This window comes from Mesorhizobium sp. dw_380, assembly GCF_018588885.1.
GTDB lineage: Bacteria > Pseudomonadota > Alphaproteobacteria > Rhizobiales > Rhizobiaceae > Mesorhizobium.
Genome location: NZ_JAFFIW010000020.1, coordinates 37,973 through 54,396 on the forward strand (window position 1 = coordinate 37,973; position 16,424 = coordinate 54,396).

Sequence of the window (16,424 nt, forward strand, 5' to 3'; positions counted from 1 at the left end):
GTTCGCGCGGTTCAGTTTTTCCAATACGCGATAAAATCTCCACGTAGCGAATGAATCTTTTGCGGCAATTCACTTCCGACACATGTCAGCCCCAGGTAGGTGGCGGCGCGGGTGGCACCCACATATAGGTACTTATCGAAAAGCTCCGGCCGCAATGTTGCCAACGTGTCGATGCCGACAAAGAACACGGCTTCAAACTCTAGCCCTTTGATGTGCTGAACATCGAATACCCTGATGTCATTGTCATGGCCGACAAACTGCCCCTTGTAGCAGGCGACCACGTTCAGGTTTTCATCAGCCAGCGCGGCCTTAAGGCTGTCGGCAAGGGGGCCGACCTCGGCTTCATTATTGACCAGAATCGCGACCGAAGGCAGGGGTTTGGTCAATCGTTCGATCTCGGTAATCCGGCTTGTCAGCCAGTCGACGATGTCATCACGGTGCGCGAGATCGACGCCAAGAACCGGCGGCCATCCATCGTTGTCTACATTTTTAGGGAGGGCCACCTCAACCGTTTCCCCAGAACACAGCCGCACAATTTCCTTCGCCAAACGATTGAGCTGGCGCGTGTGCCGGTACGTGACCTGGATCGGTCTGACGTCGATCTTGGGAAAGGCCCAGCGCATGTCATCCGTGGTTCGGCTGCCCCACGGGGTGATACGCTGATTGAAATCGCCACAGGCGAAGAACGACTGGATCGTGGGGCTGCTGAGCGCGCCCATGCAAGCAAGCGTTATGGGTGAGAAGTCGGTGGCTTCGTCGACCATAATCTGGTTGCGTACAATGCCCTGGAAATTCTTCAAAACGGCATAAGGCGGATCGTCGATGTTTCGTCGGATGGTGCGGTCCCGCACCAGGGCGGAAGCGGCACGCATCGTGCAAAGCAGCATGACGTCGACCTCCTGCGGGTCGACATCGTTCGCCGGGATCGCACTGCCAATGTACCAGATGCCTTGTGGCTGCCGGGCGCGCCGGAAGCGGCGATACCGCGCCGGTACCCCGTTCAGGTATCGCCTTATAGGATTAGTAAACTTCCGCAGCGCCGCCTGAATTTGAAGGCTCTCACCAACCTGGCGAAGATCGGCGTCAGGGAGGCTTCGATCCCCAATCCAATCCGCAATTCGGGCTGCACGGCTCGTCCGGCCCATTGCTCGTCTGCCTGAACGCGCGCGCGCCTGGTTCCGCAGATTTCGTAAATAGCCCGAAGCCGCCGCTGCCATACGAGTTCGCGGCGCCTGTAATTCTTCTTCGTCCTCGCCATCCTGTTCCTCCGGGTCCTCATCGGCAGCACTCAGCCCGTCAAGGAATGCCGCCAACTCTTCGAGAAACTGGTGATTTCGGTTGACCTGCAGATTGAGGGTGCGCCGCAGCACGGCGTCTGTCTCTTCCTTCATGCTTGTCAGCAGACCTTCGACATCCGCAGAAGCGCCGATGAGGTCGAGCAGAGCGCGTGACAGGGAAACGGCAGGTGCTTCGGCAACCACCGTTCCTAGCGTCCGCCCAAGTCGCGCCGCTTCCGCCACAGCAGTTTTTTCTAGAAGTTCGGCCGCCACGCGCAACTCCTCCCAGAAGTCGCCGCCCTGCCAGTTCTCGAAATCCTCGTACCAGGCGGTCTGCCGGCCGAGCAGCTCCGGCTGAAGGAAGGTTTCGCCTTCCTTCATGATGAATGGCCCCCCTCCGTCCGACGCCTTAAGGATACGAAACCTGTTTCGCGCCAGGCGCTGCCGGAAACCCGACCAGGTGGCAATCTTCTGATCGGGAGCCGCAATGTTCTCGCGCGCGAAGGCTTCTTTGAGATATTGCTTGAGCAGGTCCGTAGGTGTGAACATTAGCCAACTGTCAGCATGTTCGGGACCGCTATCCACGCGGCTGCTATCGGCTAGGCGCCTCTCGTCATTATCGAGGAATTCGCGATCGAGCTTCTGTCCCAAACGACGGATGAGAGTGGTCGTCTTTCCGGTTCCGGGCGGGCCGATTATCAGTAGCTGGCTGTTAAGCGGGAGCCGGAAGATTTCATCCTGATAGCGATCCAGAATTGGCTGGTCGCGCAGCCCCATCTTTGTGATGACGCTACGCCGGATGCCGTCGATGACATTGGTCGCTTTCTCGTCGTCGGCTAGGATGCTGTCGAGTAGTGTACTATCATCCTCCAACGCGACATGCACCGCTAGTGCGTCAAGCAGAGAGACGACTGTGATCGGGCCGTATGCTTCGCCTTCTAAGATCGAATTGCGCGAGTCCCATCGACTATCACGTCGCTGCGGGTGGAAAAGCGCCTTCTCGACGATCTCCACCGATTGGACGCCGCCGGGCGTCCTGATGTCGAAATCGTCGCCAACGTCGAGCGATGCGAGCCGGCCCGCAGGCGAGTTGCGCCCGGCTAGAAACTTGCCCCCGCCGGGATTCGCAGCCGGCGTGTCGCGGCAGATATAGTAGATGACAGCGGCGCCATCCGTTCGGCGAGCAACAACGCGCGCGATCGCCGGCTCCTTGGCGAGAACTTCAAGACTTCGACGGCGCGCGCTGTCGATATTGCTGAGGGACTTGACCGCTTCGCCCGATGTAAAGGTATTTACGCTTGCGAGTGCGGTTGGACCAGTGGAATACGGCTCGCCGAGCTGCGACTGGACGGCTGAAGAAATAGTCTCGAATACGTCGAGGGTCTCTTGCGAAACCCGTTCGACTTGATCCTGGTAGTTAATCGTCATCCCCAAGCTGCCCTTCCCTAGAATATTTTCTGTACATTTAATCGCCGTCAGTTCCGGTCAGAGATTGATAACTGTCGTGCGATTGCGTTTTTCAGCGCGGCGCTGTCAGTTGTACAATAAGGCTTGGAGAATGAAAGCAATGCCTACGGGCTCCAGAGAGCCCGCAATCAATGCCGCGATGTCGAGAGTTCAGCATCGCCAATGTCTCGCGAGCGGACCCACCCAGCGCCCGATTTGGGTCGACTTGTGCGATTGGGCGAACGCTGGCTGTCCACCAGGTTCCTGGACCGTTTCCGGGGGGGGGGGAAATGCTAGCCGACGACAGCCCAGCTTCAACGGCCCGGCGATTGCAGTCAACCAAATCTTCCCAAGTTTGAGTGCTGATAGGGAGATTCTGAATCGGCACGGGATAAATGCTAGAAACGGGGACCATTTTATCTTCCAGTTGCGATGACGTTTGCTTCTCGTTGCAGAAGGAAATCGAGCAACAAAGTTGCGGCCGTCAAAGCCTCTCTAATTCCGTCATCAGTGATGCGGCTGAAATCCGACGGAGCGTGCGAAACGGGCATGGTCAGCACTCTCGTGGAGCCCAGCGTCCGAAGCATCGCGTTGCTCAGCTTGGTCCTTGCGTCTGGTGTCAGATCAGCGTCCTCAATAGCGCGAGCCGAAGCACCGGGCCAGAACGACAGATCAACTGTGGCCTTCTTGATCTTCCAATCGATTGTCACTTTCGGCGGGAGAGCGCCTTTGAAGATGACCCAGCTTGAATTGCTTCCCTTCCCGGTCGGAGGTTTCATTTCCAAGGCAGGAAATTCACTGCTCGCAATTCCGTAAATACGCTCCCACAGGGATGTCACTGCAGGCGCTTCGACAAGAACATACGAGGATCGGGCTCTTTCGATGGCTCGCCTGATCAGAGATGCTCGGTGCAGTGCCCGGGAGGTACCCTCCTGCTCGATTGCTGCGGCGATTTCTTCGTAAGAGACACTGGCATCAAATGCGGAGACGGAAGGAGTTAGACTTGCCAGGTAGGACTTGGGCGCTACAAGCACACAGCGGGCGAAACCGTCGGAGCTTTCCAGCGCCTGCGTCCTTTCCCGATAACGTTCCGCCTGGCGAGGTTGGAAACAGGCATCTATTTTGTTCTCTATCAGAAGAACCCCTTTTTGCCCGTCTATCTCAATTGCTGTCAGCACATCGGTTTCACCGGATTCGTCAAACACCGATAAACGGCAATCGACAAATCGCACGAGACCATACAAATCCAGCGCACGTGTAAATAGATTTTGGACGCCCGAGTTGAATAGGAGTTCCTCCTGCAACAACACGTCGATGTTACGTTCGTAAAGGCGCGGGAGAATTTCGGACGCGGGCTGCGGGTTCATCTACAAACTCCGATTCAGAATTTCAGCCGGCCCAATCGCTTTCCCGCGGTAATCATCTGACCATCATCGCTGATGACAAGATAAGTGTTGAGGCGGTCGGACACCTTAGCATAGCTTCGCCCGAGCTCGGCCATGGCGCGAGATCGGGCCTTTCCGTCCATGAAATATACGTCGGCACCAAAGCGCCGCTTGCGGCGCCCGTAGGCGAGGATCGCGTCGATGACTTCCGGCTTGATCCCCCGCTGCTGGCAGCGGGTTTCTGCATGGCGCGTATACATTGATCTTTCCTCCCTTCTTGGTTCCCTGGAAGATAGGAGAGGGGGGTGCCATTTCCTGTCATGCCGCTCGCTCTTTCGAGGTAACTGGGGGGCCTGAATCCATCTGACTCCCGCTGTATTCCCGCAGGGTGCAAAGCACGCTTACGAGCCGCATCTCGTGAACGTTGTTGCAGTGGACCTCCAGGAGCCGTGGGTTCGCAAAAACCAAGGCAAGCACCTGCGCCCGCGATACTGCGACGTTGATCCGATTGAGGCTGAAGAGGAAATCGACCCCGCGCGGGATTTCATCCGCCGACGAAGTGGTCATGGATACCATGCAGACAGGAGCTTCCTGCCCTTGGAACTTGTCGACGGTTCCGATCCGGGAACCAGGAGGAAGCGAACTTCTCAGGGCGTTCACCTGCGCGTTGTAGGGCGCAACGATCAGGATGTCTTGAAGCGTCAGGCTTCTTTCCTTGCCATCACGGTCGCGGAACCTGACTCCAATGAGGCGATCCATTTCGCGGCGGATAGCATCGATTTCCTCGACAGCGACCTGTCTGTTACCGGTGTGCTGAACTTCCACAAAGTGAACACCTGAAGATCGATTGGCATCTGAGATGATCGCTTGTCTGGCGGCGCCTTCATCTGAGGCGAGCCGGCTCTCATAAATGATGTCGGAGATGAACCGGCACACGCCGGGATGCATCCGGCGTGATATTGGCAAGAAAATGCCCATGTCGGCCGGAACAGTGTTATGCCCGGCGAGCAGATACTCGAGCGACGACAGCCCACTTTCTCCAGCATGCGCACCCTGAATCGGCTGAGGCAACTGCATAGGATCGCCAACCAGCACGATGTTTTTGGCACAGGCGCCCATGGCAACGATGTTCGCCACCGAAACCTGGCCAGCCTCGTCGACAAACAGATAGTCGAAAGCCTGTTGGAATTCTGGCCTCGACAGCAGCCAAGCCGTCCCGCCCACCACTGAGGCCGTGATCAACTGACTGTCTTCATTTTTGGACGTGACGTATATTGAGCCATACGGATCGTCGAAGCCGTCTCCCCCCTTCTTTGCTATGGCGACCGATGTGCCGGCTTCGTTGGCTCTATCGACCACCGCACACAGCAGATTGTCGATGGCCTTGTGGCTGTTGGAGGCTACTGCAATCCGCTTCCCTCGCTTGACCAAATCCAGGATAGCGCAGGAACTGACGTAAGTCTTTCCAGTGCCAGGTGGTCCCTGGACGGCCACTGTACTGCGATCGAGGTCACCGACCGCAGTGATGATTTCCGGAACGACATCTGAAGACGGATCGATGATGTTCGACTGTCTACCATGGCTCAGAAAGCGAGGTCTGCAACGCTGCAAGAAATCCAGGATTGCTGGGAACTGCCGATCATCCCGAACGATTGAGGCCACCGCGCGTTGAATGGCGCCTTCGATGGTCCGGGTATCCAGCGGTCCTGCAGGAACCAGGCACGTCGATTCGGGTGCATCATCGTAGCGGTTCATTGAAAACTGCACGACCGCGCGATTGCTAGTTCGATCGATCTCGATCAGCTTCGCGGAAGACGGCAGGCCGTCCACCTCGATATGGCAATCTCCCACGTCGATCTTCGTCTCCTGTGCCGGAAACTCATAGGTGCGCTGCCAGTACCTGCCGGCAACAGACGTTGCCGAGACAGCTTCCAGCCCGCCGAGGCAGTCGAGATCATCCACCAGTTCATCCGTCTCCCTCCCTATCTTGTCAAAGATCGACCACCAGGCCGGCTTCCTTTCTCGCGGGTGGAAGTAGCTCAGATCAAACAGCAGGTCGGCCAGCCGATCCCCTAGTTGCGCACGAACTGGCCGCAGCCTTTCCCGCAGTTCGTCCGCGGCCGCTTGCTCGGCAGCAGCTCTCTCAAGATTACAGCCGGCGCCTTCGTCCGCCCCTCCTCGATCCCGCCATTCCATGTTTGGGGGACGCACCTCGGCTATTAACCAGTCGCGGAGCAGCTGCGTGGAGATGCAGTCAACCCGGTTGTAGTCGCGGATTTCATCGAGAATGCTTTGGTCGCCCGTCTCGCGCCATTTTTCATAGGCGACTACGCTGCCACCGGCAGTCTTCACCTCCCCGGTGCGTGCTTCCATGTAGAAAACTTCCAGATTCTTGAGCGAGTAGCGCGGTTCCGACGCAATCAGACCTGCCGAGACCACGCTGTAGAGATCGACGAACCTGTTCTCCCTGAGCATCTGATCCAGCAGCGCCTCGCCTACGCCATGACTGCTGGTGAGCTGGCGCAGGGCCGAAACCTCATACGCGGCGTAGTGATAGATGTGTGCTCTCGGGAACCGCTTCAGACGGTCCTCGAAGAAGACCATCAGCTGCCGCAGCGCCTCTTTCTCTTCCGTGCGATTGTGCGCCCAGAAATCTCGAAATTCTCCACTGCCTCTACTGCCGAACCAGACCCCATGGAGATATTCCAGCCCGTCCTCGTAGAAGGGATCGCCTTCGATGTCATAGAACAGGTCTCCTGCATCGGGCTTCGGAAGCAGAGCCAGGCCCCGGCTAGGGTCGAACGGCTTAAGTTCGAACGAAGGCCGCCCTCCGGCCCGCCGCGCTGTCTGCAGACGAGCCTGGGGTCGCAACCTGCTCAGCGTCGTCTCCGCTAGCTTCGGGACTCCTTCATTGTGCTGCCCAAGGGCAGCCATTGTCGTCACGCCAGCTGCAATCAGCTTGCTCCGCTGGCTCCTGGAGATGCCAGCCACAAGGGCAAGGCTGTCCGACTCCTCCCAATGCGTCTGGCAAACCTCGCGCCAGCGGCACAGGTCGCACATCTTCACCGGATCGGGAGAGGTCGCGGGCGGATCGGCTACAAAGCGTTCCAGCCGGGATCGTGCATGGCGAGCATATGCCGCATAGTCCAATAGCCTGAAGGAGAAACGCTCACCGTTCCCCAGCTCAATGTGGGCATATTCCGGTTGAAGACCCTGAGCCTTAGCCAAAAGATCCGAATACAGCACAAGCTGCAGAATGTGTTTCGGGTCCGGCTTCCGTTTCAGCTTGGTATCAATGACCTCATAGGAATAGGCGCCCAGCAACGAGGGCTTATCGACCTTGATGAGAAAATCGGACCACCCGCCCCAGGGCGGCCCGAAAAACGCGCCCTGGAAGAGGACATCCGCGCCGGCAAACAGCGCCGCACGCGTTTCCTTGGCAGCGGCTGGCAAATCCCGGTCGCGGCCGAACTCGATAACGCGATGGCCTTCTGCACGCAGCTTGGCAAGAAACTTCGCTTCGTGGGCGTCGCCCTGCTTCTGGAGGATCTTGGCATCCTCCGTGTCCTCGGCGGGGAAAAGAGGTTCCCCCTTCGCGTAAGGGCTTACGCCGCTAGGGGTTATGAATGCGAGGGATGCGGGAATTTATACGCACTCGTACTCGAGAGATGCGGCCATTTGATTAGTGCGAGCGGCCGCCAAGGATTCATTGTTCCGGTTTCCTCCGTATCGACTGACCGCTACTACCCTCTCCAAAAATATCTTACGAGCTACGACCTGTACTTCAGCAATTATGACGACAGACCTTCTCGACTGTTCGATGGACTTGAGCACATCCGCTTAACCATACACATCCTGGGAATCCGGTCCAATTCCCCGACGATCTACGCGACGCGCTATCAAAAGTGGTTCTCGGAAGAGAGACCACATCTATTTGGCATGCTGGCGTACGCTAGGTCGTCGCTGACGCTGGTGCCCAAGAGCATGGCGAAGTTTGGCTCTGAACGTGACGTAGAGGTCGCTGAGCATCTTGCCCACCAGAAGACCCCACTCGCCAAGTATTTCGTGAGGGGCGGCAGTGGCTGCGTACTGTATTCAAGAAAGGTAGGATACTTTCTTCAGGTCCTTAACTTCACACCGAAGGTCTTGGACGGAAATGGTAACGAGAGACCGCCATCCGAATTCAAGCGGATAACGTTTACAAACTCCCGGCTAGCCAGTTTGGCACTGGCCTGCCTCAATTCTAATTTGTTCTATTGGTTTGTCACAGTAACTTCCGATTGTCGGCATCTCAACAAGCGGGAGGTTGAGGCGCTTCCAATGCACTTGGAAGCGTTGGCCAGCTCCCCGTATTCCGATCAGATAATCGATACGGTCGTATCACTGATGGATGATTTGCAGGAAAGGTCTGTGACCAGGTCGATGCGGTTCAAGCATGATACTCTTCGAATTCAGTTTATTTACCCGAAGAAGAGTAAAGCGATAATTGATCAACTCGATCGTCAGCTCGGGTCCTATCTTGAACTATCTCCGAAGCAGGTCGACTATTTGGTGAACTACGACGCAAAATTCCGAATGGGCGCGGCCGATGACCTTGCAGGCGAGGGTGAATGAAGGTCGCAGTCCTGGCCTGGGGTTCCCTTGTGAGAAGCGTGGCGATCTGGCCCGTAGCTGCGGAGTTTGAGCCAAACGGTCCGCGTTTGCCGATCGAATTCAGCAGGGTCTCCCGTCAACCTCGATCCGCGGGGGGAAAGGCCTGGCGTCTTTACCGCAAGGGCAACGCGATCAGCCTCTCGCCATCCGTTTGGCGCGATGGCGGCTGCGGGAGTCACTTCATCGTCTGGCAAAGCCGGATTATTTGGTGCGACCGCTTTGAAATGGGCAACCAGGAGCCGGCCTATGATGCCGCTCTTGAGGCCGAGGTCCTGGCGACACTGGACGCCGTCAGATTCAGATCCACGCACGAGATCGCGGAAGAGCTCAACGAGATTCCGTGGGACGTAGCGCGTGCCGCTCGCAAGCTTGTTGACCGCGGGTTCGCGGAGTACCCCGCAGACGCTCAGCGCGACCGCCTGCGAAAAAACGTCCATGCAGGAATCCAAACCGGAGCAGCCGCGCAAGGGAGGATTTCTCGCCTGGATGCGGCGCCTTCTGTTAGGTGAGACCAAGTAGCGGCACGCGTAGCTCACTTCGAGGTGTGGACAGTTCATCAGAATTCTTGGGGTGAAGTAGCGATCATCAACGCGTCGTCGGCAGGGTCGGAATGGATGTCCTGGGGCAGGAATCGCTGATCAATATAGAGTCAAAGTTGCATAGAATGCGGCCTGGAACTTGAACATTCCGCTCAGGGCAGGCGCGCGGCCGCGAACTTGGGTAGGTGCTCGTTGCACAATATCCTGATCGCTCAGAGTGCCTCGTTGTGGCCATGCCGAGCAAAGGCGGAAAGTTGTCGGTCTCCACGCGCGGACAGGGCTGTAATTGCCCCTTGGCGTGCTCCGAGGTTAGGGCATGTGGAACGATGTCCCCGTCGCAGTGTTAAATGGCGAAAAGAGTTGAGGCAGTACGGTGGATGATCTCAAAACGGCATTGGTCGCGCGGCTGGCGGCGCGGCACGGGTTGTCAAGGGACGCGGTAGAAACCGTGCTGCGTGCCCTGCGCTCGGGCGGCGGTTCCATGGCGCAGTTCAGCCATGCCGAATTCGGCGGCATGTCGCAGTGGTCGTCAGGCATGACAATGGTCGGCGACATGTTCAACGATGCGCTAAGGGCGAAGCTGAACGCTGTGGCCACGGATCTAGCAGCTTATCTGCGGGAGAATCCTGAGGTTGCCCATAATGAGCCTGCCGAAGTGAGCTATAGATCGCAGCAGCAGGTACCTGAAAGTTGGCCGGGCGGACTCGGCACACCCTCATCGACCGGATCGCAGAACCATCTGCGCTACGCGATCTATCCCGACACGCGGCGACTAGTCATCGAGGATGCCGGGCAGCGTACGATCTACGACACCGGCGATCACGTTATTTCGGGGATCGCCCAGGCGCAAAGTAGGGATGCGACACTGACATTACGCAGCCAAAACGGCCTTGTGCGGCTCTCGGACCTGAAGAAGGTCGATGCTTAAGGCGTGGCCCTATTAATGCCTCGCGGTGATGCTCCCGCCCGGCGCCACTCATCGCAGCGCGAGGCGCCTAAAGGCGTCCTTCTTCTCCCTTTTGCGTTCCCACCGCCGCTCCGTCAGCGGCACGCTCCAGGGCTACCATTTTCTTGACCAGGGCCAGCAGATCGCGCTTGGTGCCGTGCGGCAGGGACACGACCTGTTGTGCTAGTTCCATGCTGTCGCGCGCTTCCTCCGGCGTGCGGCCCCATAGATGCGGGGCAGCGCTGAACAGCATTTCCATCGGCATGAATCCGAGGATCTCGCACAGGTGGATCATCCTAGTTACGTGCATTTTTGAGAAGGCACGTTCATAGCGGCCATAAACCTGCATCGAAAGGCCAAGCAAGGGAGCAAGCTCCGCGCGGGTCAGATCCTTGTCCTCGCGCGCCTTGCGGATGAACGTGGCAATTCTTTCATCGATCTCGCCGAGGGTTTTGATGCCTTCGAACCCCGGACGGCGGAAAATAGGCTTGTCGATCTCGGGATCGATCGTCTCAACCAATTCCATTTTGTTTTTATAAGCGTCCATATCCTTAGCCACGTCCTCTCCCTTCTTGCCTTTTTCCAGTCGCGGGCAGGGCGACGACCTCAATCAAACATTCAAAACGGGATTGACCCAAGTACGCCCCGGCACTTCCTTGCACAGCGATTTTCCAGAAGCGGGGAGTGAGGACAGCGCTTTCCGCTACTCGCAATAAACGACCAGCAGGGCCGTGTTGCGCTCGCCTTGCATGGTTCTTTCTGGCGGAAGCCTGCATTCATAACGCCCTTGAGCTGGCGCGGGGATAGGCACAGCCCACTGAGAGAAAATCAGCGCGCCCTGGCTGCAACCATTCGCCAAGTACCCGGTTCGCCCTCGAACACAGCTTCGACAAGTTTTTCCCCATCGACCCACCCCAGATGCGCCAAGAGTTCGCACGCGATAGAATCTTTGCCGAGACTAATACATCGCTTCACGGTAACCGTCGATCCGGTCCCGTGCATTGAGATATCCCAATTGGATAAGCGAAACAGCTCGCCTTTGGCAGTTTCCTCAGACGGCCGGATGGACGCATCGAGAGCGGATTCCCTAAGTCCGTTCAATAGGGAAACGGCCTTTGAGCCTTCACCAAAGTCGAAGCCTTGGCTACCGACGAACGGTGCGGCGTAGATGCCAATAAGGATACCAATCGTCATCCCGAGCAGGAAGCTTCGGCCGCCCACGGATCAATAGCCGTTGTCTCGGAGAAATTGGTCGATGGCTGCCTTTATGACCACCGTCATCTTGATGTCGTTGTCGAAGGCGGCCTTTTGCAGTCGCATTTTTGTGTCGTAGTCCAGCGGGCAATTGACGTAGTGCTTGGCTTCTCGCGTGTGCGCTCGTTTGAGGTCGCGCAGGCGATAGCGTCCCTCCTCCTGAGCCAGAGCACGTTCGATCGACTTGCTCTTTCGCTCTTCATTGCTCGGGTTCGGCAGACCGCGCCGCGGCCGTTCTCTTGTCGCATCCGCTTCTGAAACCGGCGCCGCTGCTGGTTCCCTCGCAGCCGTTCGCGCCCCTGCCTCTTCCGACACAGAGGCTGGTTTCATTGCGGCTTTGGACGTGGCCGGCTTCGGCCGTCGCGGTGCGATCGGAAAGTCAGAGACGGACAGTTTGCCTGGTTTAGACATTTCCCACCTTTTCCCGGTTTGCCGCGAGATGGCGATCGAGCTCGGCCACAAACGCCGCGATCTCCGCGCGACCCTTCATGACCGGGGCGGTCAGCTCGAGCATCTGCAAGGTGCCGAGGCCGTTACGGATTTCGCGGTAGCAATTTCTTTCGGTGAGCTCGGTTTCCATCAACGTCGACTCATAGCCATTGTCGCGAAGATTGGCGATGAACGGACGGATCAGCCTGTAAGCCTCGAGAACGCGGCCCGGAAGGGCGACGCGCGTCACCACGTTGACGTGGGGAATCGTGCGCCCCTCCCTGTCGCCAATGTCCGCCGTGATGGTGGCGGCTTCGCCGGCCGCCTTGATTTCATCCTGGTTCGGCTGAATTGGCGTCAGCACCAGGTCGGAGTTGCGAATGATCGTATCGCGGATGACGCTGTCGACGCCCGGTGAGTCCATCAGGATGACGTCGTAGACGCCGTCTTGTTCGGCCAGCACGGTTTCAATGCTTCGCTGGGTTGCCGCGCTGTGCAGCTCGATGTTGGCCGGAAGATTGTCCTTGGCCTCACAGCGCTTCCACCATTCGGCGAGGTTCTGGCGCGGATCGGCATCGATCAGAAGAACCTTCTTTCCATGAATAGCGTACTCGCCGGCAACGAGGATAACGATCGTCGTCTTCCCGGCGCCGCCTTTTCCGCTGATCGCGCAAATCCTTCGAGGCATGTTCGATCCCTCTTTTGCCGTCTTCAAATCTTGAACGCGGCAGGCCGTCGCCACGCTCATGCCTCCTCTTGGGCAACTGCATTTCCAAACGAAGTGAATGCTTGCGTTCGCATGGCGTTTTTACACGATGCGATCACGCCTCACTATCCCAAGGTGTGATACTTCAATCACATCTTACTTTCACATCGTAACGTCATCGCATGTGAACACATCGTGTGAACAAGTCGTGTGAAACTGGATGGTGCGCGCGCTGGCGTTGAGCAAACCCTGGAGCCCTCGCCAGTCGACGCAATTTTCCCTCGCCAAAAAGGCCGTCAGCGCCGCCGCAGGCCTTCCCGCTCCTTTTGTGGTGAACCCCGGAGCCGCGCGAAGTGCCGTCTGTGAGGCGCTCGCACGCAGCCGGCCAGGGCGAAGAGCGGAGCGTCCCTTGCGGGCGAGTACGAGGGGCACACAAAGGCCGACAAAGCGGTCCTGGAGGTGAACCCTGGAGAGCGTTTTAACGTTTGATGGGCAGGGGCGAAGGCCCTGCTCATGGTCGCGATAAAGTCGAGCGAAGTGTGGGCCGCTCGAAAAGGTTGGTTTGATTGAGTGCAAATTTAACGTCTATTGATGGTGGCAGGATACGGAAAAATGTGCGACATTTTTCCCGACGATCGAGGAACAAGCCCTCGATGCCTGCCGCAAGCGCCAGAGAGGGGGCCCAAGGCCAATGGACGACGCGAAATTCGAGGTCCGGCTCGAGCCGGACCGGAAGGGTCGGATGGTGCATGCCCGCGTCAGCGCGGACGAATATACGGCGATCGAAAAGGCCGCGAAGGCAGCCGACATGACGGTTTCCGGATTCTTCCGATCGCTGATCCTCGAAGGCTCCGGCGTACGACCGATCCTGACTAAGGACGATCGGCTCGTCATGGCGCTGCTGCTGGAGGACATGCGCGCGATCGGCGTGAACCTGAACCAGGTGGCGCGATCAATAAACAGCGGCAAGACCGTTCACCCGAGCGAGCTCGACATCAATCTTGGCAACGTGCAGCGCGTCCAGGCGGCCGTTTTGACGGAGCTGCGATCGCTGGCGAAGCGTGCCGGCCACAAGCGGCGAGGGGAGGCCTAGGCTTTGGAAATCTTCTTCGGCGCCTTCACCGGCGAATGGGAGCAGCGGCGCGCGGCATTGCTGCATGAATTGTCGCTTGGTGGAAAGCGGCGGTCGGCCGAAGACGAAATGAAGCGTCGACTGAAAGCGATGGCCGCGCAGGGCGGCGACGGTGGTGCTGGTCCCGGTGGCGGCGGTGGCAGCCGGCCGAAAATGCAACGAGCGGCTGCCAGGCCGATCTTCGCGGCCGAGACGCGGGCAGCAGCGGCGTCCCGTTCAATAGAAGCGCGGCTTGCGGCGGTTGCCCAGGGCAGCCAGCCCGCGGTTGTCAAAATGGCATCCTATGGCGCCGGCGCGAGGGTAGGGGCGATGCTGAATTATGTGTCGCGCGGCGGCGAGCTCGCCGTCGAGAACGAGAACGGCGAGCGCATCAGCAGCCGCGAGGACCTGGCGCGGTTGCGGGGCGACTGGAACCATCTGTTCCAGAACCGCGCAGAGAGCCGCGATATCGGCAGCTTCACCGTAGAGATTGCGACTGCGGCGGTTTCGTCAGACGACGCGATGCATGAGCTGGTCAGGAACAGTTTGACGAGCGCATTCGGCGATCGACGCTATGCTTATGCGGTGACGCGCCAGGCCGACGGCGCGCTGACGGTTCAAGGGGCGATCGTGCTCAGAAGCGGGCAAGGCGAGCGGCTGACTGGCGACGACAGGGCTGCCAGCATCATTCAGGCGCGATATGACGCCAGTGCAGCCGCGCAAGGGGCAGCACGGTTCTCGTTCCAAGGCTACGGCAACGGTGTCGAGTATGGCGCCGGCAAATTGCGGAGCCTGGTCGAACGTCATGACGGCGACGTTCGCGACGACCGCGGCCAAGTCCTAGGTGACGAAAAGCTCGCTGGCGATCTGGTGCAAAAGGAATGGCGCGGTGATCTGCACAGCCGCAAAGGCCGCGACGTGATGCATCTGATCATGTCGGCCCGGGCCGGCACGAATGTCGAGGCGTTTGAAAACGCTGCACGCGACTTCCTTGCCGAGCAGTTCGCCGGCCATCGCTATGTGTTTGCCATGCATGATCCGGCCAATGATCCGAAGGAAGAAGGCGAGGGGGGCAAGCGGCCCCATGTCCATGCGCATGCGATCATCACGATGCGATCGGAATCGGGCGATCGGATCGAGACGACGCCTCAGGTGTTTCGGGAGTGGCGGGCCACAATGGCTGAGAAGGCCCGCGCGCAGGGAATAGCGATGGAGATGACCGATCGCCGCGAGTTCGCCAGTCCGCCCGCCTTTACCCGCAATCAGGTGAGGCCGGTGAGCAGGGAAGGGAGGACCGAGCACGTCGGGACGAGCGAGGCGGCGCAGGGACGGTATGACGCCAAGCGGGGCGGAAGGCGCAGTCTGGCGAAGGCCGAGAGAAGCCGGGAGTATGCCATAAAGGCAACGCAGAGTTGGCAAAAAATTGCGCTCGCCAGCGGTGATCGGCATGTTGTCGCTTTTGCAGAACAGCAGCTTGATCATTTGACGGCAAGCCTTTCGGCAAGTCAGGCGGAAGCGAGCGTGAATGTCATCGATGCAGATTTTGGCTCCAAATTCCGCGCCAATCTGGTAACATTGCAGAAAGTCGTTCTGGAGGGCCAGGAAATGCGTGAGACAACACGGGCGGAGTTTGAAGCCTATGAAAAGAAGGTCGAGACGGCCTTGTTCCGGCTGGAACGGAACGTCGGTCCGGACGAGCGAGATGACTTTGATGAAGTCGCGTCTGTCGCCCGCGAGCATGTGAACGGCCGGCGTGAGCTCATGGAGCTTTACGAGCTGAAGGGCCAGGCCCAGACGGAGCAGGGGACTGCGACCAGGCGAGACGGGCGTCGAGACGATGCGAATGAACAGTGGGATGCGGCAGTCGCCAAACACGGTGAGGCGGTTGTCGAGGCGGCAAATGACATTCTTATGGACATCGAAACCAGTCGCGAGGGTTTGGACAGGATTGAGGCCGGTGAGCTTTCCAACGATCCAAGGGTATTGCGAGCTGATATCGAGCGCGGACTGGCTCGCGCGGCGGAGCTTGCCGTCCAGGGCAACACCTATATGCGCGAGGTGGCCGAGAAGGATCCGGAGCTCAAGCGCGCTATCGAGGTGGCAGAGCAGACCCAACAGCGGCCGACAGAAGAGCAGGGCAGAACCCCCGCCAATGTCGATGCCGTGACCGAACAGCAGCGGGAAGCTCGCCTCGGGGAGGCCGAGCGCCGGCCGGACGAAGTGGCCGAGCGCGAGGCTCACGACCTGGCGTCGACCGTCGATGCTACAAATCGGCTGCAGGATAAGTTAAACAGGGACAAGGAGGCCGCACAACGCGGCGATGAAACGACGCGGACCGATCCGGCGCAACAGCACATTCCCCGCCTCGAGGAGATGGAACGCGAGGAACGAGAAAGAAGGGAACGCGACCGCGACGACCGGGACCGTTAGATGACGATGTTTGATCGACAGGACTACGTTTACCAGTACAGCGACCCGAAGGGTGACGAAGCGTTTGGCAAGCTATTTGCTATGGTCATCTGTTTCGTTTTCTTCCTGGGCGCCCTGCAGGTTGCCTATGAAACGGTGTCTGGCTGGTACCAAAACTTCATGCAGTGGAGCAGCGAAACGCTGGCTTTTTTGGCCGGCTCTTGGCCGTTCTGATAGTCTGGGTTTGGGCGCGCAAGTCTGATGCAAGG

At 58.6% G+C, this 16,424-nt stretch carries 14 protein-coding genes; 6 read left to right on the forward strand and 8 right to left on the reverse strand.

Features of this window, described 5'->3' with window-relative positions:
* Window positions 1-11 precede the first annotated feature (11 nt).
* From JT360_RS19595 to JT360_RS19610, 4 genes are all read right to left on the reverse strand, one after another.
* The gene (locus JT360_RS19595) at window positions 12-2,705 is read right to left on the reverse strand and encodes an ATP-binding domain-containing protein (RefSeq protein ID WP_214473382.1); all 2,694 of its coding nucleotides are present in this window, start codon (window positions 2,703-2,705) and stop codon (window positions 12-14) included.
* A gap of 434 nt (window positions 2,706-3,139) precedes the next feature.
* Complete coding sequence (locus JT360_RS19600; RefSeq protein ID WP_214473383.1) at window positions 3,140-4,090, reverse strand: PD-(D/E)XK nuclease family protein; 951 nt, start codon at window positions 4,088-4,090, stop codon at window positions 3,140-3,142.
* A 14-nt stretch (window positions 4,091-4,104) separates the two neighbouring features.
* Entirely contained in the window at window positions 4,105-4,368 is a 264-nt protein-coding gene (locus JT360_RS19605) for a DUF4258 domain-containing protein (protein WP_214473384.1), read from the reverse strand.
* 58 nt (window positions 4,369-4,426) lie between these two features.
* Complete coding sequence (locus JT360_RS19610; RefSeq protein ID WP_214473385.1) at window positions 4,427-7,561, reverse strand: TM0106 family RecB-like putative nuclease; 3,135 nt, start codon at window positions 7,559-7,561, stop codon at window positions 4,427-4,429.
* A gap of 30 nt (window positions 7,562-7,591) precedes the next feature.
* Here JT360_RS19610 and JT360_RS19615 point away from each other — a divergent pair, with 30 nt between their 5' ends.
* The 3 genes from JT360_RS19615 to JT360_RS19625 all read left to right on the forward strand — a co-directional run bounded on the left by JT360_RS19615 (window position 7,592) and on the right by JT360_RS19625 (window position 10,228).
* Window positions 7,592-8,722, forward strand: coding sequence for a hypothetical protein (locus JT360_RS19615; protein ID WP_214473386.1), 1,131 nt, complete (start codon window positions 7,592-7,594; stop codon window positions 8,720-8,722).
* Complete coding sequence (locus tag JT360_RS19620; RefSeq protein ID WP_214473387.1) at window positions 8,719-9,270, forward strand: ubiquitination-like system serine protease family protein; 552 nt, start codon at window positions 8,719-8,721, stop codon at window positions 9,268-9,270. Before JT360_RS19615 ends, JT360_RS19620 begins: the two co-directional genes overlap by 4 nt.
* Window positions 9,271-9,673: 403 nt before the next feature.
* On the forward strand, window positions 9,674-10,228 hold the full coding sequence (locus JT360_RS19625) for a hypothetical protein (RefSeq protein ID WP_214473388.1): 555 nt from the start codon (window positions 9,674-9,676) through the stop codon (window positions 10,226-10,228).
* A gap of 67 nt (window positions 10,229-10,295) precedes the next feature.
* On the opposite strand, the gene JT360_RS19630 is transcribed toward JT360_RS19625, so the two are convergent.
* The 4 genes from JT360_RS19630 to JT360_RS19645 form a co-directional block, all read right to left on the reverse strand.
* A complete protein-coding gene (locus tag JT360_RS19630; protein WP_352127869.1) occupies window positions 10,296-10,805 on the reverse strand; it encodes a helix-turn-helix transcriptional regulator in 510 nt (169 codons plus the stop codon).
* Window positions 10,806-11,074: 269 nt separating this feature from the next.
* On the reverse strand, window positions 11,075-11,440 hold the full coding sequence (locus tag JT360_RS19635) for a hypothetical protein (RefSeq protein WP_214473389.1): 366 nt from the start codon (window positions 11,438-11,440) through the stop codon (window positions 11,075-11,077).
* 30 nt (window positions 11,441-11,470) lie between these two features.
* Window positions 11,471-11,911 carry a hypothetical protein gene (locus JT360_RS33615; protein WP_250888919.1) on the reverse strand — a complete coding sequence of 147 codons (441 nt, stop codon included), beginning with the start codon at window positions 11,909-11,911 and terminating at the stop codon, window positions 11,471-11,473.
* On the reverse strand, window positions 11,904-12,617 hold the full coding sequence (locus JT360_RS19645; RefSeq protein WP_214473458.1) for a ParA family protein: 714 nt from the start codon (window positions 12,615-12,617) through the stop codon (window positions 11,904-11,906). Before JT360_RS19645 ends, JT360_RS33615 begins: the two co-directional genes overlap by 8 nt.
* 709 nt (window positions 12,618-13,326) lie before the next feature.
* On the opposite strand from JT360_RS19645, the gene JT360_RS19650 reads away from it, so the two are divergent.
* Genes JT360_RS19650 through JT360_RS19660 form a run of 3 tightly spaced genes read left to right on the forward strand, consistent with a single transcriptional unit; the run spans window position 13,327 to window position 16,389 of the window.
* On the forward strand, window positions 13,327-13,728 hold the full coding sequence (locus JT360_RS19650; protein WP_214473390.1) for a plasmid mobilization protein: 402 nt from the start codon (window positions 13,327-13,329) through the stop codon (window positions 13,726-13,728).
* Window positions 13,729-13,731: 3 nt separating this feature from the next.
* Window positions 13,732-16,176, forward strand: a complete 2,445-nt coding sequence (locus JT360_RS19655) for a relaxase/mobilization nuclease domain-containing protein (protein WP_214473391.1) — start codon at window positions 13,732-13,734, stop codon at window positions 16,174-16,176.
* Window positions 16,177-16,389 (forward strand): hypothetical protein, encoded by a 213-nt coding sequence (locus JT360_RS19660; RefSeq protein ID WP_214473392.1) that lies wholly within the window; start codon window positions 16,177-16,179, stop codon window positions 16,387-16,389.
* The last annotated feature ends 35 nt before the right edge of the window (window positions 16,390-16,424 follow it).